This window comes from Streptococcus milleri (assembly GCF_900636525.1).
Taxonomy (GTDB): Bacteria; Bacillota; Bacilli; order Lactobacillales; family Streptococcaceae; genus Streptococcus; species Streptococcus hominis.
Window position 1 is genome coordinate 1,461,641 of record NZ_LR134288.1, and the last position, 18,779, is coordinate 1,480,419.

Annotated in this window: 19 protein-coding genes and 1 pseudogene; 1 reads left to right on the forward strand and 19 read right to left on the reverse strand. The window is 40.2% G+C overall.

The window, feature by feature from the left end; all coding sequences use genetic code 11:
• Positions 1–116: 116 nt before the first annotated feature.
• The 8 genes from EL087_RS07175 to truA form a co-directional block, all read right to left on the reverse strand.
• On the reverse strand, positions 117–803 hold the full coding sequence (locus EL087_RS07175; protein ID WP_164558138.1) for a B3/4 domain-containing protein: 687 nt from the start codon (positions 801–803) through the stop codon (positions 117–119).
• A 162-nt stretch (positions 804–965) separates the two neighbouring features.
• On the reverse strand, positions 966–2,576 hold the full coding sequence (locus tag EL087_RS07180; RefSeq protein WP_059221467.1) for a CTP synthase: 1,611 nt from the start codon (positions 2,574–2,576) through the stop codon (positions 966–968).
• Positions 2,577–2,751: 175 nt separating this feature from the next.
• Positions 2,752–3,339 carry a DNA-directed RNA polymerase subunit delta gene (gene rpoE / locus EL087_RS07185; RefSeq protein ID WP_126407720.1) on the reverse strand — a complete coding sequence of 196 codons (588 nt, stop codon included), beginning with the start codon at positions 3,337–3,339 and terminating at the stop codon, positions 2,752–2,754.
• A gap of 236 nt (positions 3,340–3,575) precedes the next feature.
• Positions 3,576–4,859, reverse strand: a complete 1,284-nt coding sequence (gene tig, locus EL087_RS07190; protein ID WP_049534453.1) for a trigger factor — start codon at positions 4,857–4,859, stop codon at positions 3,576–3,578.
• A 120-nt stretch (positions 4,860–4,979) separates the two neighbouring features.
• On the reverse strand, positions 4,980–5,543 hold the full coding sequence (locus tag EL087_RS07195; protein WP_126407722.1) for a TIGR01440 family protein: 564 nt from the start codon (positions 5,541–5,543) through the stop codon (positions 4,980–4,982).
• A 97-nt stretch (positions 5,544–5,640) separates the two neighbouring features.
• Entirely contained in the window at positions 5,641–6,108 is a 468-nt protein-coding gene (locus EL087_RS07200; protein WP_126407724.1) for an ECF transporter S component, read from the reverse strand.
• On the reverse strand, positions 6,086–6,859 hold the full coding sequence (locus tag EL087_RS07205; protein ID WP_126407726.1) for a bifunctional hydroxymethylpyrimidine kinase/phosphomethylpyrimidine kinase: 774 nt from the start codon (positions 6,857–6,859) through the stop codon (positions 6,086–6,088). The genes EL087_RS07200 and EL087_RS07205 overlap by 23 nt, the downstream gene beginning before the upstream one ends.
• Positions 6,849–7,598: a tRNA pseudouridine(38-40) synthase TruA gene (gene truA / locus EL087_RS07210; protein ID WP_126407728.1), complete on the reverse strand. Its 750-nt coding sequence runs from the start codon at positions 7,596–7,598 to the stop codon at positions 6,849–6,851. The genes EL087_RS07205 and truA overlap by 11 nt, the downstream gene beginning before the upstream one ends.
• Before the next feature lie 110 nt (positions 7,599–7,708).
• Between truA and EL087_RS07215 the strand changes: the two genes are divergently transcribed.
• On the forward strand, positions 7,709–8,194 hold the full coding sequence (locus tag EL087_RS07215; RefSeq protein ID WP_004224118.1) for an NUDIX hydrolase: 486 nt from the start codon (positions 7,709–7,711) through the stop codon (positions 8,192–8,194).
• Between the two features lie 31 nt (positions 8,195–8,225).
• Here the strand turns inward: EL087_RS07215 and dnaJ are convergent, their stop codons facing one another.
• The 11 genes and pseudogenes from dnaJ to EL087_RS07270 form a co-directional block, all read right to left on the reverse strand.
• Entirely contained in the window at positions 8,226–9,359 is a 1,134-nt protein-coding gene (gene dnaJ, locus EL087_RS07220; RefSeq protein ID WP_126407730.1) for a molecular chaperone DnaJ, read from the reverse strand.
• Between the two features lie 454 nt (positions 9,360–9,813).
• Positions 9,814–11,646, reverse strand: a complete 1,833-nt coding sequence (dnaK, locus tag EL087_RS07225; protein ID WP_126407732.1) for a molecular chaperone DnaK — start codon at positions 11,644–11,646, stop codon at positions 9,814–9,816.
• Positions 11,647–11,858: 212 nt separating this feature from the next.
• Complete coding sequence (gene grpE, locus EL087_RS07230) at positions 11,859–12,389, reverse strand: nucleotide exchange factor GrpE (RefSeq protein WP_004224126.1); 531 nt, start codon at positions 12,387–12,389, stop codon at positions 11,859–11,861.
• 60 nt (positions 12,390–12,449) lie between these two features.
• A complete protein-coding gene (hrcA, locus tag EL087_RS07235; protein WP_126407734.1) occupies positions 12,450–13,484 on the reverse strand; it encodes a heat-inducible transcriptional repressor HrcA in 1,035 nt (344 codons plus the stop codon).
• Between the two features lie 285 nt (positions 13,485–13,769).
• Positions 13,770–14,084, reverse strand: a complete 315-nt coding sequence (locus tag EL087_RS07240) for a PadR family transcriptional regulator (protein ID WP_126407736.1) — start codon at positions 14,082–14,084, stop codon at positions 13,770–13,772.
• Positions 14,085–14,204: 120 nt separating this feature from the next.
• Positions 14,205–14,894 carry a histidine phosphatase family protein gene (locus tag EL087_RS07245; protein WP_126407738.1) on the reverse strand — a complete coding sequence of 230 codons (690 nt, stop codon included), beginning with the start codon at positions 14,892–14,894 and terminating at the stop codon, positions 14,205–14,207.
• Between the two features lie 136 nt (positions 14,895–15,030).
• Positions 15,031–15,726 (reverse strand): histidine phosphatase family protein, encoded by a 696-nt coding sequence (locus EL087_RS07250; RefSeq protein WP_004224131.1) that lies wholly within the window; start codon positions 15,724–15,726, stop codon positions 15,031–15,033.
• A 201-nt stretch (positions 15,727–15,927) separates the two neighbouring features.
• Positions 15,928–17,265, reverse strand: coding sequence for a PFL family protein (locus EL087_RS07255; RefSeq protein WP_126407740.1), 1,338 nt, complete (start codon positions 17,263–17,265; stop codon positions 15,928–15,930).
• A 12-nt stretch (positions 17,266–17,277) separates the two neighbouring features.
• Positions 17,278–17,544 (reverse strand): ACT domain-containing protein, encoded by a 267-nt coding sequence (locus EL087_RS07260; RefSeq protein ID WP_003026213.1) that lies wholly within the window; start codon positions 17,542–17,544, stop codon positions 17,278–17,280.
• Between the two features lie 111 nt (positions 17,545–17,655).
• A pseudogene (locus EL087_RS07265) lies at positions 17,656–17,827 on the reverse strand (substrate-binding domain-containing protein); the annotation flags it as partial.
• A gap of 247 nt (positions 17,828–18,074) precedes the next feature.
• On the reverse strand, positions 18,075–18,389 hold the full coding sequence (locus EL087_RS07270; RefSeq protein WP_022525154.1) for a TfoX/Sxy family protein: 315 nt from the start codon (positions 18,387–18,389) through the stop codon (positions 18,075–18,077).
• Positions 18,390–18,779 lie beyond the last annotated feature (390 nt).

Consider the following 18,779-nt stretch of genomic DNA (forward strand, 5'->3'; position numbering starts at 1 on the left):
AAAGTAAAGAATTTTCAAAACAAATCTTTCAACAAAAAACGTTGCTGTGAGCCGAAATGCTTTCAAACAACGGACTCACTTCTCGTATCCTATTGATGGATACATTGCTTTTTAGGTTATTTCCCCTCTGAGTGAATGACATACGTTTCAAATTCCAGATTTGGCATACATTCTGCCAAATCGTTCTCAATGCGCTCCAGTGCTTCTAAACGCATTTCCACAGATGTATGAGCATTTCCTTGAATGATAAAAATAGCATTCTTTGTCTCGTCATCAAATTTATAGTGTTCTCCATCGCGAACATCTAGCCATGCTAAAATTCCTTTTTGATCACGATAAACATAATCAGTCTGTGAAACGTGTTTTTCCGTAGATAAAATCGGTAGAAACACATCTTCTTTTTGACTAACCGTAAATTCAATTTGCCCCGCTATTTTATCCAAATCATGCCCACCAATGGCTAATAAAGAATGTAAAGATTCAACATTATAAATATCAATAATACTATTAATATTCGGGATGGAGCCACGATGTCGAATATTCCGAATAAGCGCCAAAACGGTAGGAGGATTCTTCTTGACACTACGTCCGACACTTTGCAATAAATCCTTGTAGCCTTGAATGACTGGAGTATCAGACACCTCATCGATATCGCAATTCAATGCCCACTTTTCCATCTCTTTTTGCTTTTTCAAAAATGAAGCAGGTAAAGGTGCACGTGGATCTACATTTTTAGCGATGCCAATAACCACATTTTTAATCCCAAGCATTGCGAGACTTTCATTCAGTATAAACTTCATCATGATCCACCTCCGTTTTATTATTTATTGAGCTCATCAACTATTCAAATTGTATCATTTTTAGGAGAAAATTTCTTACTTTAGTTTTAAAATGCTGTCTTTCATTCATATTGACAAATTTTTCTCCTATGAGAAATGCTAAAAAGACTGGAATTGCTTCCAATCTTATTTCTCACTATTTTCAACTGCTGCTGTGACAAAAGCGGTATAAAGTCCTTCTGGACGATTAGGACGGCTAGATAATTCTGGGTGGTATTGACAAGCCACAAAGAATTTATTTTCTGGCATTTCAACAATTTCCACCAGACGATTATCAGGTGAAACTCCTGAGAATACAAAACCAGCATCTTCAAATTGTTGACGGAATTCATTGTTAAATTCGTAACGGTGACGGTGACGACGCTGAACAACTTCTTGATTGTCATAAGCTGCAGCCGCTTTGGAACCGCGTTTCAACTTAGACGGATAAAGTCCTAAACGAAGCGTCCCTCCCATATCTTCTACATCAATCTGATCCCGCATCAAATCTATAACAGGATGTTTCGTATCTGGATTTAGTTCTGAAGAATTAGCATCATCAAATCCCAGCACATGGCGAGCAAATTCAACACAAGTCAACTGCATACCAAGGCAAATTCCAAGCATTGGCACATCATTTTCACGAGCATATTGAATAGTCGCAATCTTTCCTTCGGTCCCACGATGACCAAAGCCACCCGGAACAATGATACCGTCTGCATCTTTCAGTAATTCGGCGACATTTTCAGTTGTGACATCATTCGCATTGACCCAATTCAGCTTGATTTCCGCATCGTTGGCATAACCAGAGTGCTTGAGAGCTTCTACAACAGAGATGTACGCATCTGGTAGTTCCACATATTTTCCAACTAGTGCAATTTTTACTTGTTTCTTCAAGTTCATGACTTTATCAACCATAGCAGACCACTCTGTCATATCTGCTTCTGGCACGTCCAACTTCAAGTGATCACAAACGATTTGATCCATGTTTTGTGCTTGTAGGTTCAGCGGAATTTGATACAAATGTTCCACATCTAGCGACTCAATCACTGCTTCTGGTGCTACATCACAAAACTGTGCCAATTTATTCTTAATATTTTGACCTGCTGGCTTTTCGGTGCGAATGACCAGCATATTCGGTTGAATACCCAGACCACGCAATTCTTTTACAGAGTGTTGAGTTGGCTTGGTTTTCATTTCCCCAGCTGCCTTAAGATATGGAAGCAAGGTCGTGTGAATATACATTACATTATCTGCACCGACATCTGCCTTCATTTGACGAAGCGCCTCTAAGAATGGCAAACTTTCGATATCTCCAACAGTTCCTCCTACTTCTGTGATAATCACATCAGAGTCTGTTGTCGTTGCAGCACGTTTAATCTTTTCTTTTAAAGCGTCTGTAATGTGTGGAATGACTTGAACAGTCGCTCCAAGGTACTCACCTTTACGTTCTTTGCGAAGAACTTCACTATAAATCTTACCAGTTGTGACATTTGAATATTTATTTAGGTTAATGTCAATAAAACGTTCATAGTGCCCCAGATCCAAGTCTGTCTCTGCACCGTCGTCCGTCACAAATACTTCCCCGTGTTGGTAAGGGCTCATCGTTCCTGGGTCAATATTGATATATGGGTCAAACTTTTGAATAGTCACTTTAAGGCCACGGTTTTTCAAGAGACGACCAAGACTTGCCGCTACAATCCCTTTACCAATCGAACTAACTACACCACCTGTAACAAAAATATATTTTGTTGCCATAAATACTCCTTATCTAAAATACAACGTCCATTGCTTTTTAAGACGTGTTCATGAATAGCAAAACAAAAATAGCTCCCTAGAGCTAGGGAGCCTTTGACTTCTTTAAAAGAAGTGCCCGATATTATAATATCGCAGAATAGATTTTTTGTCAAATCAGAAAATGCTCTAAACTGAACTATTCTTCATCTTCTGGATCCACCTCATCATCTGAGTAATCCTCATCCTCTTCATTGAGTTCAACTTCTTCACCTAAATCATCAGGTGCGATTTCATTGATTTCAGCATCATACGCTTCAACTTCACTCTTCTCATCGTCCGGATTGTCCTCGTCGTAACTTAGAGCAGGATCAGCTTCGTATGAATCTTCATCTTCTGGATCATCATCACTGTAATCAATGGCGTTTTCATCTCCGTCCATAAAGGCATTCACACGTTTTTTCTTCCGTTTCTTAGGAGCTTCTTCATCGTCTTCTTCAAGAGTGATAATTTCTTCATCCACTTCATCAATCGCATACCATGAACGCAAGCCCCATTTGTTATCTCCAAGAGGAATGAAACTGCCGTCTACATTTAGCTCTGTATAAAAAAGTGGCAAGGCTTCACGAATATCACTATTTGATTTTTCAAGGTAATTTTGAATTTCATTGACAAGATCGTTAAAATACATTTCATGATGACGACCACGTGTTTCTAAGATAGCACGCGCTACTTCAATCATAGAAAGTTCACTTTTTTCTTGTCCAGCAAATACTTCTAATTCCAAAGTCGATCTCCTTTTAAGTCTGAGGGCTTCTGCCATGTTGACTCTCAAAAATTTAATTTATTGAATTTTTCGCTACTTTTTATTGTACGATAAAAATCCTCTTTCGTCAAAGGAATTTTATCCTCTATTCAAGAAAATCACTTTCTCACTAAAATGACTTCCGCTTTTATATAAAAAGAAGTAAAAAGGCAATTCAGCCGAATTTCCGACTGAACTTGCCTTATGTTATCGTTCGATTATTTTACTTTTGCAGTACTTGTAATCAATTCAACGGCTTTTTTAATCACAATATCATGTTTCAACATATCTGCTGAAAGAAGTTGACGAACGCGCTCTACTTCCATGCTGTAATCAGCGGCAAGTGAAGCAATTTCTGCTTCAATGTCTTCATCACTTGCTTCAAATCCTTCTGCTTTCGCAACAGCTTCAATCACAAGGTTGGTTTTAGTACGTTTTTCAGCATCAGCTTCATGTTGCTTGTGAAGGTCTTCTTGCGTTGTACCAGTGATTTGGAAATACATATCTGGTGAAATACCTTGACGTTGCATGTTTCCAAGGAATTCATTCACAGAGCGATGAACTTCTTCGTGAACCATTTCTTCTGGCAACTCAACAATTTCTGCATTTTCTACTGCAAGATCAAGTGCTGCAGATTCAACTGCGTCATCAAAAGCAATTTCTTTTGATTCAGCTAATTCTTTGCGATATTTTTCTTTTAATTCGTCAAGTGTTTCAACATCTTCGTCAATGTCTTTCGCTAGTTCATCATCTAGTTCTGGAACTTCTTTTTCTTTGACTTCATGAATGGTTGTAACAAACTTAGCATCTTTACCTGCAAGGTCTGTTGCTTGATAGTCTTCTGGGAATGTCACGTTTACTTCTACTGTTTCACCAGCAGCATGTCCAACCAATTGATCCTCAAAACCTGGAATGAATTGACCGCTTCCGAGTTCAAGTGAGAAGTTATCTCCTTTACCGCCGTCAAATTCAACGCCGTCAACTGTTCCAACAAAATCAATCACAACTGTGTCGCCATTAGCAGCCTTGTCTTCTTTCAATACAAGCTCTGCTAAATTGTTGCGCTCACGTTCAATTCTTGCGTCTACATCTGCGTCAGATACTTCTTTAGAGACATCAACAGATACTTCTAGATTTTTATATTCACCTAATTTTACTTCAGGTTTTGTAACCACTTCAGCGGTAATGGTCCAATCTTGACCTTTTTCCATAGACGCCACGTCAAATTGTGGTTGGGCAACAACTTCAATTTCTGCTTCTTTAACTGCAGCTTCATAAGCAGCTGGGAGAAGGGCGTTCAGTGTGTCTTGGTAAAGAGCTTCTTCCCCAAATTTTTGGTTAAACACCGGACGAGGAAGATGACCTTTACGGAAACCTGGTACATTCAGAGTTTTCTTAACTGAGTTAAACACGCGATCCAATTCTGGCTTGATTTGTTCTTGACTGATTGTAAATGTCAAAACTCCGCGATTTGTTTCTTTGTTTTCAAATGATACAGACATTCTGTCATTTCTCCTTAAAATTTATTGAATACAATCAATTATACCATAAATACACGTTATTTCACAAATTTTCTAATGAAAAATTTAACGATTTTTCCGTCCATTTGCTGATTTTGCTCTTTATGCTTTCCGAATTTTATCTTTTTGGTAAGCAGCTCGCGCTCCACCGATTAGCTTTGGACGACTGGCAAGCGCAGTCACATGCGCTTCTCCAAGTTCTCTCAAAATTGGTCGTACTGGAATTTGGACGTGCTTAATATGCATACCAATTGCTGTATCTCCGATATCCATCCCTGCTTGAGCCGTAATAAATTCCACTTCAACTGGATCGTTCATACATTTAAAAGCAGCTAACTGCCCGCTTCCACCGGCATGCAGAGTGGGCAAGACATTGACAATTTCTAGATTTCGTTTTTGAGCCAACTCTCGCTCCACAACCAAGGCTCGGTTAACATGTTCGCAGCCTTGAACAGCTAAGTAAAGACCACGCTCGGATAACATATCCAATATGGTTTTGACAATGACTTCTCCCACTTCTTGGCTGGAATTTTTTCCAATATGCCCTCCAATCACCTCACTGGAAGAAAGTCCAAGCACAAAAATATCACCAGCAGAAAGAACTGATTTTTCTAAAACATCTGCTAAAATTGTTTGTGTTTGTTCTCTAAGTTTTTGTAAATTCATGATTTCACCTCGTTTTAATTGTATTATAAATGATTTTTATTGCTTTTACAAACTGAAATTCTTAAAAGTAAAAAGGGCACAACGCCCCTTATTTACTTTATTTTTTCAAAACATCCACCAACAGTTTATTCAAGATCACCCCAACAATTATTCCTAAAGTATTTTGACAGAAGTTAGGAAATATTTCTGGAAAAGCTGCTCCCCAACCATGCATGATCGTGGAAGCAACAGCATACCCCCCTACCATAACAAGCGTCGCCAATACTAAACCAAGATAACGACTTTTCCCTTTAAAACCTGCAAAATAACCTTGTAGACCATGAAAAATCATGCTAAAAAACATCCACTGCGGATAACCCGAAATCAAATCAATAAGAAATCCGGCTAAACCACCAACAATTGCTCCTTCTTTTCTGCCAAAATAAAAGGCGGCAAAGAAAATTCCTGTATCAAGAAAAGTTAAAATTCCCGTTGGCGTTGGAATTTTTAAATAATATCCCAAAACAACTGTCAAAGTAGCAATCATAGATAAAAGGACAAGTTTATGCGTCTGATTCTTTTTCATATTGAACAACTCCATATTGATCTGAATGTTGGATAGCTCGGTAAACAAATTCTTTTGAATTTTGAACCGCTTCAAAAGTTGACTTCCCTAGTAATAGCTGACTGGCAATGCTGGAAGCAAAGGTGCAACCCGCTCCGGTATTATTTTTGTCTAAAACAGGCGATTCCAAAATTTTAAATTGCTCTCCGTCATAATAAACATCTATTGCTTTTTGAGCATCTAAGCGATTTCCTCCTTTGATAACAACGGATTTAGCACCCAAGGAATGAAGAAGTTTAGCCGCTTCTTTTACATCCTCCAATGTTCGTAACTCTTTTTGAACCAAGAGTTCAGCTTCTGGTAAATTGGGCGTGATAATATCTGTATAAGGAAAAAACTTGATGAGTTCATCTCGAAGCGCTGAAACCTCAACATCATGAGTTTCCTTGCAAACTAAGACAGGGTCTAACACAACAGGAGTCTCTGCATGAGCTTTCACAAAATCCAAAGCCAAATCTGCCACTTCTACATTGGGCAAAAGCCCCAATTTAATAGCTGAGAAAGGGACATCCTTGAGAGAGTTGAGCTGCTGAGCAAAGACGGTCGTGTCTACAGGAATAATCTCAAAACCTTGCTCCGTCATGGCGGTCAAACAAGTCACCGCCACAAAACCATGTAGTTGGTTGACCGTGTAAGTCGCTAAATCAGCATGCAGTCCGCCACCACTAAAAATATCATTCCCTGAAATTGCCAGAATAAGATTATTCTTCATATCGTATCTCCTTTAGATAAAGTCCGTTTGGCGCTGCAGTCGGTCCAGCCAAATGACGATCTTTCTCTGTTAAAATTCTATCAATCTGCTCAACTGGCATTCGACCGTTGCCGATCTTCAGCAATGTTCCGACCATATTGCGGATTTGCTTATATAAAAATCCATTGCCGGAAAAAGTAAACATCAGAAAATTACGTTTCTCATCAAAGTCTAAGCGTGCTTCTGTAATCGTCCGAACTTTATTTTCCACACTAGTCCCTGAAGCTGTGAAACCCGTAAAATCGTGAGTTCCTTCGAGCTTTGCAATAGCATTTTTCATTAAAGAAATGTCCAAAGGATAAGGAAAATGCGTTGCATAATGGCGCATCATAGGATTTTTAGGGCGTCCAACATCTACTATAAATTCATAGGTCTTACTATGTTTCCAATATCTAGAATGAAAATCCTCATCCACCTCTTCTACACTGATAAAATCAATGTCCTCTGGTGTTTGCGTATCGAGTGCAAAACGCAGCTTTTCTTCGTCTCTTTTTTGCGGCAAATCAAAATGAATAACCTGCTCCAAAGCATGAACACCGCTGTCTGTGCGTCCAGCTCCATGAACGATGACAGGTTTTCCTCTATTGATTTTAGTTAAAGTCTTTTCAATCTCTTCTTGGACGCTGCGAGCATGAGGTTGCCGCTGAAAACCAGCAAAATCATGACCGTCATAAGAAATAATCGCTTTATATCGTGTCATGTGTTTATTGTAACAAGAAATAAATTGGAAAACAAGAAACTAAAAACACAACTGTCCGGGGACAGGTTTTCATTAAAAATATGCTACACTAGAATACGGAGGAAAGATAAATGACTGATATTACTTTTTGCAAAAAGAAATCTCGATTTCGTTACAAAGCTGCTGCCGTCATTATTGAAGAAGGCGCGCTTGCTTTTATGACCAATCCAAACGAGGATTATTTTTATCCTTTAGGTGGAGCTGTTCAGCTAGGAGAAACATCAGAAGAAGCTATTCTTCGAGAAATTAAGGAAGAAACTGGACAGGACTACGAAATCGATCGATTGCTGTTCATTCACGAAAATTTTTTCCAACAAAATTCTGGCAAGTTAGCTGGTCTGAATTGCCATGAAATTTCCTTTTATTACTTGATGAAGTCAAAAGGCCAGCAGTTCCCAAGCTTCTCTCCTCGTGAAACAGTTGAATGGATTCCACTAGATCGAATGGATGAGTATCAAGCCTACCCAAATTTTCTAGCAAAACTTGTTTCCACACAACCAACTGGTATCAAGCGCGTCATCACCAAAGATGAAAAACACACAATTTTATCCTTATAATATAAAAGAGCAGCGTCAAACTGCTCTTTTCTTATTGCTCAAAGGCATCTTTCATTTTATCAAAGAAACCTTTTTTCTTTGGATTGACTTTCATATCACCAGCTTCTGCGAACTCTTTCAACGCTGCTTTTTGTTTGTCGTTAAGTCCTGTCGGTGTTACAACATTGACTGTGACATACTGGTCTCCCATGCTGCCGCCACGAAGGCTCGGTGCTCCCTTTCCACGCAGGCGGAAGCGTTTGCCGGTTTGTGTTCCTTCTGGAATGGTTAATTCCACATCACCGTGAACGGTTGGTATTTCCACGCTGTCACCTAAAGCTGCTTGAACGAAATTGAGATTGAGCTTATAATAAATGGTCGAGCCATCCCGCTCAAACTTATCACTTGATTCCACCTGAACGACGACATACAAATCACCATACGGTCCACCATTGAAACCAGCCTCCCCTTGACCAGACAAGCGAACTTGTTGACCACTTTCAACACCTGCAGGGATTTTTACATGAACACTATGGGCTTGTTTTTCATGTCCTGTTCCATGGCAGGTTTGGCAAGGGTCTTTGATTTCTTGTCCGCGCCCATGGCAGACATCACAAGTGACTTGACGACGCATCATTCCAAGTGGGGTTTGCGTATCCACATTGATGACACCAGATCCGTGACAGCGACTACAAGTTATTGGACTAGTTCCTGGTTTCGCACCAGAGCCATGACAAGTATGGCAAGTCGCCTCACGATTGTATTTAATTTCTTTATCTGTACCAAAAATCGCTTCTTCAAACTTAAGGTTGACCCGATATTGAAGATCATCTCCTTGACGAGGTGCGTTGGGATTGCGACTTGCACCACCTCCACCAAAGAAGCTAGAGAAAATATCTTCAAAGCCACCAAAGCTAGAACCGTCAAAGCCTCCGAAACCGCCAGCTCCGCCACCGAAGCCTCCGTTAGCTCCCGCAGCACCATATTGGTCATAGGCTGCCCGTTTTTGCTCATCACTCAAGGTTTCATAAGCTTCTTGGACTTCTTTGTATTTCTCTTCAGCACCCGGTTCTTTATTGATGTCTGGATGATATTTTTTTGATAATTTCCGATAGGCTTTCTTAATCTCATCCTGAGATGCGTTTTTTGAAACGCCTAAACGGTCATAAAATTCTGTATTGTTCATATAAGATACTAAGAGCGAACAGAAAGCGACTGAAATTTAGGAAACCGACAAGAAATCCTGATTTCTTAAGAGGTTTATCTAATTTCCGAGCTTTCCGCTCGTGTTCAATTCCATGAACACTCTTTGTTCCTTTCTGTTATTGTTACGAAACGAACCAATATTTAGGTCGGGTTCAGTTCCTCTTTATCCAAAAACAGAGGTTGGTTTATCAACCCCTGAATTTATCTGTTACAAATCGGCTACAAGTAAGATTGAGCAAGCACTAAATTATAATCCGCAATCGTTCTTGCCAAGATGTGACAAAGGAGGTTTCAGAATTTTCCTAAAGCACTCCTGTCTCATCGTTACGACGGGAGAAAGCAAAGACGATTTTTTCTTTGTTTTCGATCTAGTAAGCCGCTTAGCTTGACCGCCTTATAGCGGCAAGCGTTAGCAGATGAGCTGCTTTGGCGTCTTATTTCTCCGTAAACTCACCGTCTACGACATCATCACCTTTGTTGTCGCCTGTATTTGTTTGACTTGCTCCTTCTGCTCCTGCTTGAGCTTGTTGGGCTGCAGCCGCTTGTTCGTAAAGTTTCACAGCGAGGGCTTGCGCTTTTTCATTGAGTGCTTCAAGTTTTGCTTTCATGTCATCCAAATTGTTATCTTCTTGGGCTTTTTTCAATTCATCAAGAGCAGCTTGAGTAGCGTCACGTTCTGCGTCAAAACCTTTGCCTTCTGTTTCTTTGATTGTCTTTTCAGTTGCAAAGATAGCTTGATCCACTTCGTTGCGGAGATCTACTTCTTCTTTACGTTTTTTATCCGCTTCAGCGTTTGCTTCTGCATCTTTCATCATGCGGTCAATTTCTTCATCTGTCAAACCGGAGTTCGATTGAATAACAATGTGTTGTTCTTTTTGTGTACCAAGATCTTTAGCCTTAACAGACACGATACCGTTTTTGTCAATATCAAATGTTACTTCGATTTGAGGGATACCACGAGGAGCAGCAGGAATGTCAGTCAATTGGAAACGTCCAAGTGTCTTGTTGTCTGCTGCCATTGGGCGTTCACCTTGAAGAACATGGATATCAACGGCTGGCTGATTATCTGCTGCTGTAGAGAAGACTTGTGACTTAGAAGTTGGGATAGTCGTGTTGCGGTCAATAAGTTTTGTAAATACACCACCCATAGTTTCGATACCAAGTGACAACGGTGTTACGTCAAGAAGAACGACATCTTTAACATCACCAGTAATCACACCACCTTGGATAGCAGCACCCATAGCAACCACTTCGTCAGGGTTTACTGATTTGTTTGGCTCTTTACCAGTTTCAGCTTTTACTGCTTCCACAACGGCAGGGATACGTGTTGAACCACCAACAAGAATAACTTCATCAATTTCTGACAAGCTAAGACCAGCGTCAGACAATGCACGACGAACAGGTTCTTTTGTGCGATCCACAAGGTCACGAGTCAAGTCATCAAATTTTGCACGAGTCAAAGTCATTTCTAAGTGGAGCGGTCCAGCTTCTCCCGCAGTGATGAATGGCAAGCTGATTTGAGTAGAAGTTACACCAGAAAGGTCTTTCTTAGCTTTTTCAGCCGCATCCTTCAAACGTTGAAGAGCCATCTTGTCAGTTGACAAATCAATACCGTTTTCTTTCTTGAACTCTGCTACCATATAGTCGATAATCTTTTGGTCAAAGTCATCACCACCGAGTTTATTGTCCCCTGCAGTTGCTAGCACATCAAAGACACCATCGCCTAATTCAAGGATTGACACGTCAAATGTACCACCACCAAGGTCAAATACAAGGATTTTTTCTTCTTTATCTGTCTTGTCCAAACCATAAGCAAGGGCTGCTGCTGTTGGTTCGTTGACAATACGTTCTACTTCAAGACCAGCAATTTTACCAGCATCTTTAGTTGCTTGACGTTGGGCATCGTTGAAGTAAGCAGGAACTGTGATAACTGCTTTGGTTACTTTTTCACCAAGGTAATCTTCAGCATAGCCTTTCAAATATTGAAGAATCATAGCTGAGATTTCTTGTGGAGTATACTCTTTCCCATTTGCTGAAACTTTTTCAGAAGTTCCCATTTTTGATTTAATGGAGATAATCGTATCAGGATTTGTCACCGCTTGACGTTTTGCTGCGTCACCAACGATGATTTCACCGTTTTTGAAAGACACAACTGACGGTGTTGTACGGTTACCTTCTGGATTTGCGATAATTTTGCTTTCAGTTCCTTCAAGAACTGCAACTGCTGAATTTGTTGTACCTAAGTCAATACCAATAATTTTACTCATTATTTTTCCCTCTTTATTTTAGAATTTCTTTTTTGATACTCTTCTTAAGTGGCGGCGTCATCAGAGCTTGATTAAGTCAATCTCTTTATTAAAGTTTGCGCAGAGAGCACCACGGTGAAGAGTGTCGCTAATTGTTCGCTTCGCTCACGGTTTAGCAGAGCGAAAATATATTTTCTTTCTTCATAGTTTACCGTCGTTTCGGACGAGATTTTTTATTCTGCTACTACTACCATAGCTGGTCTTAGGAGACGTTCATGGAGTTTATAGCCCTTTTGGAAGACTTGTGCGATGCTTCCAGCTGGGTGATCATCATCTGCCGGCACCGTCTGAATAGCCATATGGAAGTTGTGATCAAACTCACCGTCTATCGGAACCTCTTCAATTCCTTCATCTTTAAGAGCGGCAATCAAACTTTCCTGTACCATTTCTAGCCCTTTTCGGACATCATCAGTCAATCCTTCAACTGCCAAGGCACGTTCTAAGTTGTCCAGCGAAGGAAGGATTGCTTTCCCTAAGTCTTGGCTACGATATTTCTGCAATTGTTGACGTTCTTCATTTGCTCGGCGCTGAATATTTTGCATTTCAGCAGCTGCACGAAGATATTTGTTTTCAAATTCGTCTGCGCGCTCATTCGCCAAGTCCAATTCAGACTTCTCAGGAGCTACCTCTGTTGTTTCTTCAGACGTTTCTTCTACTGAAACGTCCTCTTTTTTTACTTCTTCTTGCTGTTTTTCTTCTGCCACTAGGCACCTCCTTATGATCTTTTGATTATTTTTCTATCTATAGCTATCAGCTTTGTCGCCTTAATGCACTTCATAATGATTGCTACTCAGATATCTATAAAAATCTGTGAGCTTCATCGTTAAAACGCGATTGACAACATTGAGTTGACTGACAACTCGCTGATAATCTAAATTGACTGGTCCAATGACCGCTAGCATGCCAAATCCCCGGTAAGGAATGAGAAATTTGCTAGAGATGAGCGTCAAATTCGCCAGACTACTTTCTCTGCTATCCGCCACGCGCACCGTCTGCATTTGATCTTCAGCTAAACTATCTCGAATTTCAAAAGCCACTTTTTGCGGTTGGTCAAAGAATTGATAACTCTTTAGATCTGAAAAATTTAGCAACTTCACCTTACCAGATACAATGACATTTTCTTTGAAAATATCACTAAAGATATGCTCGAAAAGATCCATAACATTATCGGTCGTTGTAAAATAACGCTGAATAATTTGTGGAATCTCTGTCCGAATCTTATAGTGAATATCAAGAACTGTCTGTCCTAAGAAACGCTCTTGTATCAATTCTTTCAGCTGAATCAAATCACCTCGCAAGAAATTACGGGGAATCATGAACTGGCTGGTAATCGTATTGGATTCATCCAAAGTAAAGACTGCTAAAGCTGTATGCTGGCTGAGAATCACAATGTCAAAAGCTGTCAAGCGTTGTTGACTCGGTTCTACATCAAGTGCTACCACCGTACATCCACTTAGCGTTGAAAGAACGTCTGCTGCTTGTTGAAGAACATCCTCTAGTTTGAAGAATTCACGGTCAAATGCCTTGATTACTTCATAGAGTTCATTTTCAGCAAGACGATCAAAGGAAAGGGAATGTTTGACAAAGTATTGAAAACCCGCAACACTTGGTTTGCGTCCACTTGATGTGTGCGCTTTTTCCAAAAGCCCCTGCTTTTCAAGAACAGCCATGTCATTACGAATCGTCGCGCTGCTAGACTGGATTGATTCTTGTAGGGCTTTGGATCCGACTGGCTCATGGGTCTTTGTAAAGATGTCAATGATCAAATTTAAAATCTCATTCTGACGTTCCGTTACCATGACATCACCCCTTTCAGCTTTCAGCTGGAATATGAGATTTTCTTTTTAGCACTCTAAACACCCGAGTGCTAACTTATGTTTCTATTATACACGGTTCATTTTTAAAGTCAAGGCAAAAACTCAAAAAATTAGCACTCTTTTTAAAAGAGTGCTAAAAATCAGTCTGAGGACCTAGTTTTCTTCTTTTTCACAAGCCATATATAAAAGAACAATTCCGCAACCGCTAAAATCGGCAACAACAGAAGTATGACATTTGTTAGCCAACCTAAAAAATTTTCTTTTCCATTATACATCCTCCTTGCTATTTTGATAGAGTCGCTCAATTCGTTTCAGTTCTATTTTCAAAATCTCTCGTCCTATTTCTGTAATCTGATAAATTTTACGTTTCTCCTCTTCGTGAGAAAATACAATCAAACCATCTTTCTCCATTTTAGACAAAGTTCCATACATAGTTCCCGGACTAATTACAACCTGCCCTTTTGTCAGTTCTTTTACTTTCTGTGTAATGTTATAACCATGACTTTCTTTTTGCAAGCAAAATAAGATATAAAATCCCGTCTCTGTCATGGGAACATAAATCCGTCTTAATTTATCATCCATACTATTCACCTCGATATACTTGTCAAGTATTTTTTAGCAATAAAAAAAGGAGAGAAAGTCGTTCCCAAAAATCAACGCTTATCTCAACCTCTTAATTTATTTTCATTACAAAAACGACTCTTACTCAATCTCATCCAGTATTTTCTTGCCAACCTCACGATAAGACATATCTCCAATGCAGTCAACTGTAAACTGACCATTCTCGTATTCAATGACGGTCACACTACCATTGTCTAAACCATGTGGCCTTGTTTGGTCAATGAGATACACAAATGTTCCAATGGTCATACCGTGGCTAACAATCAGTGCATTGCCACCACTAGCGGCTTCGATTTCCTTGGCAATATCTGAAAATCCTTCCCAAATACGGCTACTCAATTTTTCCCAACTCTCAGCCCAACCAGCTGTATCAACTTCTACCAGGCCTTCAGCCAGTTCAGGGTAACTCAATTGATGAACATGCTCTACATTGAAAACACGGGGCATCACTCCCATAAACAGTTCACCATCGTAAGCTCCATCGAAACTACCAAAACACCATTCGCGAATTCGCTTATCTGTGCGATAAGGAATGCGCCCTGTCAAGTCAAGTTCTTCTAAAATAATCCCCATGGTTTGAATTGTCCGCCCGCTATCGCTAGAAAAAGCTTTTTTGAATGGAAGTCCTGACTCGCGAAGCCCAATTCCTAGCTCACGAATGCCACGTTCTCCTACAGCGGTCAAAGGCGTATCAGACCAGCCTTGTGCCCGACCGATTGTATTAAACATGGTCTTCCCATGGCGAACAATGTATAATTTTGTTTTTGCCATATTTTACCTCCGTTTTTCTTACTATATTATATCATTTTTTTGCAGAAAGTCGTTTGAGAGATGAAAGAAAAATCAGGAGTGAGATGAAAGCCACAATTCGTGAAAATTAACTTTTCTCACATTCCCGTTTTTGCGATTATTTCTGTCCTTCCAATATCTTAGCACCTACTTGGCGATAAGACATGTCTCCTAATGCCTGAATGGTGAATTTCCCATTTTCATACTCCACGACCGTTACACTGCCATTTTGTACGCCAGGATTTAAAATAATAGACGGATCAATCAAACAAGTAAAAGCACCGATTGTCATGCTGTGACTGACGACAAGAGCATTGCCCCCACCAGCAGCTTCTACCTCTTGCGCAATAGCTGTGAAACCATCTAGAATACGTCCACTCAGCTTTTCCCAAGGTTCTGCCCAGCCAGCTGTATCCACTTCGACTAGACCGTCTGCTAATTCCTGCAAGGTTAGTTTCTTATAGTCTTCAACATCCAGCACTCGTGGAATCACGCCATGAAACAGATCGCCACCATAAGCACCGTCGAAACTGCCAAAACACCATTCGCGGATTCGCTTGTCAAAGGTATAAGGAATTTTGCCTGTTAAACCGAGCTCTTCAAGGACAATCCCCATGGTCTGAATTGTCCGCCCAGAATCGCTGGAAAAAGCTCTTGTAAATGTAAGTCCTGATTCTCGCAAACCAATTCCTAATTCATGGATGCCACGTTCCCCTTCAGCCGTAAGCGGCGTATCACTCCAACCTTGCGCCCGACCAATTGTATTAAACATCGTTTTTCCATGACGAATAATGTATAATTTCGTTTTTGCCATTTCAATCTCCTTTTCAAAAGAAGAAGCTGGGACAAAAGTGCTCAGCTTCCTTTGCTTATATAGTCATAATTATAAGACGCAGTGGCTGAGTGGACTCTAATACGTTGATAAATCAACTTTTACAGCCCTACTCAACCGTGCGGAGGTGGGACGATGAAATCAAGTTTCTACGAAACTACTGATTTCTGTCCCACTCTCATTTTAATTTTTAAAACTATGAATCGGTGCTGGAATTTGTCCACCACGCGCGATAAAATCAGCTGATGAAGCTTTATTGACTCTCATCACTGGTGCCGTCCCTAAAAGACCGCCAAATTCAATCATGTCCCCTTCTTTTCCTTTAGGAATAATCCGCACCGCTGTTGTCTTTTGATTGATAACACCGATAGCGGCTTCATCGGCAATCATAGCTGCAATGGTTTCAGAAGGCGTGTCTGCTGGAATGGCAATCATATCCAATCCAACCGAGCAAATTGCGGTCATGGCCTCTAATTTTTCTAAATTGAGGGAACCGTTTTGAACCGCTGCTATCATACCTTCATCCTCTGATACAGGAATAAAGGCACCTGATAGACCACCAACCTGATTGCAAGCCATGACGCCACCTTTTTTGACTTGATCATTGAGCAAAGCCAGAGCGGCGGTTGTGCCATGCGTACCGACTGTTTCCAAGCCCATTTCTTCCAGAACGCGGGCAACAGAATCCCCAACAGCTGGCGTTGGTGCCAAACTTAAATCAACAATTCCAAATTTCACACCTAGGCGCTCTGAAGCCATTTGACCGACCAATTGACCGATCCGAGTGATTTTAAAAGCTGTTTTCTTGACTGTTTCCGCCACTACATCAAAACTTTCGCCGCGGACTTTTTCCAGCGCACGCTTGACAACACCAGGACCAGAAACGCCAACATTGATGACAACATCAGCTTCGCCAACGCCATGAAAGGCCCCAGCCATAAAAGGATTATCCTCGACCGCATTAGCAAAGACAACCAGTTTCGCTGCCCCCATGTCAGAAAGTTCTGCAGTTTCTTTGATAACACGTCCCATATCTGCAACCGCCGTCATGTTAATCCCAGACTTGGTGGAGCCAATATTAACAGATGAACAAACCTTGTCAGTTTCCGCTAAAGCTCGTGGAATGGAACGGATGAGGATTTCATCTCCTTTTTGATAGCCCTTTTGCACCAAGGCTGAAAAGCCACCGATAAAATCGACACCGATTTCTTTTGCTGCTCGATCCAGCGCTTTTGCTAGAAGCACATAGTCATCACTATCTGTCGCAGCACCGATCAAGGCAATTGGGGTCACCGATACACGTTTGTTGACAATGGGAATGCCCAGCTCCGCAGCTATTTCATCACCAACTGCCACCAAATCTTTAGCTTTCATGGTGATTTTTTGATAGATTTTTTCCGCTGCTCGCTCAATATCCGTATCAATACAGTCGAGAAGTGAAATCCCCATGGTAATCGTCCGAATATCAAAATTCTGCTCCTCAATCATGGAAATGGTTTCAGTAACTTGCTTTATATCCATTTTTCACCTCTATTAGATATTGTACATAGCGTCAAAAATCGCTGCACTTTGAATGTTAATTTTGACATTAAGTGTATTGCCAAAGGCTTCAAATTCATTGCGCAGTTCTGTAAAATCTTTCTTTTCTTCACTAGAAACGACTGCCATCATAGTGAAGAATTCATCTAAAACAGTCTGCGAAATGTCATCAATATTCAACCCAAGCTCTGCAATTTTGCTCGAAACTCCTGCCACAATCCCCGTTCTATCTTTGCCAACAACCGTAATAATCGCTTTCATTTTTTTACTCCAATCAACATCCTTTTTCCTATTGTAGCATAAGTAAAGGAAATTTGCATAAACCGAAAGAGAAAAATACGACTTTTGCCCTTAAGCTCTGCTTAATCGTTATCAATTGATTGTTGATTCTTTCCAATGAATACTACAATCCAGCACTTGTTGTTTTTCTTCTTGATGACGCCCCTCAATCTGGTCAATCAAAATCTTGGTTGCCTGCTGGCCTTCTTCAAAAGCTGGTTGGCCTTGTCGTGATACTCGGCGAAGATAAGCTCGTCATCTCGGTCAACGGGCTGAACGAAAACTCGTTCACTTCATCCGAGGGTCGGACAGGCTACCCGAAAACTGGTTTGCTCTGTCCTAAAGCGTTTTGTCAAGTATCTTTTTGATTTATTGATGCTTTTTCTTTTGACCTCATTCCCATTTTGAGCAAGAAAAATAGTAAACCATTTTTTTGATTTACTGTTTTGTAATTTGCTATATTATTGTTTTTATTTAATTATTTAATTTCAACAAACTGAAGTTTGTCAATCTCATTTGGCTTTCTTAGGTTTCTTCTCGGGCAGTTCCGTATACATTCCTCCCAGTAATCCTACAATCAAATTCGCATCCTCAAATTTGTCGAATACGTGCATCAGAGTCTTTGACCCTTCATACGGATAACGCAGTTCTGAATCTGCAAGAAGTCTGTCCGATGTCGGCGTTCTCTTTAAAAACAGTTCATTATTACAAATGTCACCTATCAGCTTACCATTAAAATATACAAGGTATCCGCCCATCATGGATTTTATGGTAATATCACCAACTGTAGAAAAACATTCACGTACATATTCGTTAAATTCATTCACTATGATTCCTCCCACAAATTCTAATTTATTTACGCCACTTCACTATTACTTCTTTATTGATTGCTGTCAACTCTAAAACCGAGAGTCATACCATACTATTTTTTCACATAGTGAATTTCTCATAATATCCCACCTTCCTAAAATCTTTAATATATATGGTATCATACCACTTTTAAGACAATTTCCCCATCGTCAAATTTCCTACTCGCTCCCAGAAATCGATACAAAGACAATCTACTTTTTCTTCATTCTTTTTAAAATGTATAATCTTTAACTACTTATCTTGAAAGATTTCCTTGCTATCAGGGGCAAAGAATATTTCAGTTGCAAAAGTCTTACCTCTAACCTTCTTCTAACCTTCTTCTAACCTTCTTCATTAGAACATTGTCA

Bases quoted from the DNA above. Each gene is read 5' to 3' on its own strand.
- EL087_RS07175 (WP_164558138.1), bottom strand. From the start codon at position 803: ATGATGAAGTTTATACTGAATGAAAGTCTCGCAATGCTTGGGATTAAA.
- EL087_RS07180 (WP_059221467.1), bottom strand. From the start codon at position 2,576: ATGGCAACAAAATATATTTTTGTTACAGGTGGTGTAGTTAGTTCGATT.
- tig (WP_049534453.1), bottom strand. From the start codon at position 4,859: ATGTCTGTATCATTTGAAAACAAAGAAACAAATCGCGGAGTTTTGACA.
- EL087_RS07195 (WP_126407722.1), bottom strand. From the start codon at position 5,543: ATGAATTTACAAAAACTTAGAGAACAAACACAAACAATTTTAGCAGAT.
- EL087_RS07200 (WP_126407724.1), bottom strand. From the start codon at position 6,108: ATGAAAAAGAATCAGACGCATAAACTTGTCCTTTTATCTATGATTGCT.
- EL087_RS07205 (WP_126407726.1), bottom strand. From the start codon at position 6,859: ATGAAGAATAATCTTATTCTGGCAATTTCAGGGAATGATATTTTTAGT.
- truA (WP_126407728.1), bottom strand. From the start codon at position 7,598: ATGACACGATATAAAGCGATTATTTCTTATGACGGTCATGATTTTGCT.
- EL087_RS07215 (WP_004224118.1), top strand. From the start codon at position 7,709: ATGACTGATATTACTTTTTGCAAAAAGAAATCTCGATTTCGTTACAAA.
- dnaJ (WP_126407730.1), bottom strand. From the start codon at position 9,359: ATGAACAATACAGAATTTTATGACCGTTTAGGCGTTTCAAAAAACGCA.
- dnaK (WP_126407732.1), bottom strand. From the start codon at position 11,646: ATGAGTAAAATTATTGGTATTGACTTAGGTACAACAAATTCAGCAGTT.
- hrcA (WP_126407734.1), bottom strand. From the start codon at position 13,484: ATGGTAACGGAACGTCAGAATGAGATTTTAAATTTGATCATTGACATC.
- EL087_RS07240 (WP_126407736.1), bottom strand. From the start codon at position 14,084: ATGGATGATAAATTAAGACGGATTTATGTTCCCATGACAGAGACGGGA.
- EL087_RS07245 (WP_126407738.1), bottom strand. From the start codon at position 14,894: ATGGCAAAAACAAAATTATACATTGTTCGCCATGGGAAGACCATGTTT.
- EL087_RS07250 (WP_004224131.1), bottom strand. From the start codon at position 15,726: ATGGCAAAAACGAAATTATACATTATTCGTCATGGAAAAACGATGTTT.
- EL087_RS07255 (WP_126407740.1), bottom strand. From the start codon at position 17,265: ATGGATATAAAGCAAGTTACTGAAACCATTTCCATGATTGAGGAGCAG.
- EL087_RS07260 (WP_003026213.1), bottom strand. From the start codon at position 17,544: ATGAAAGCGATTATTACGGTTGTTGGCAAAGATAGAACGGGGATTGTG.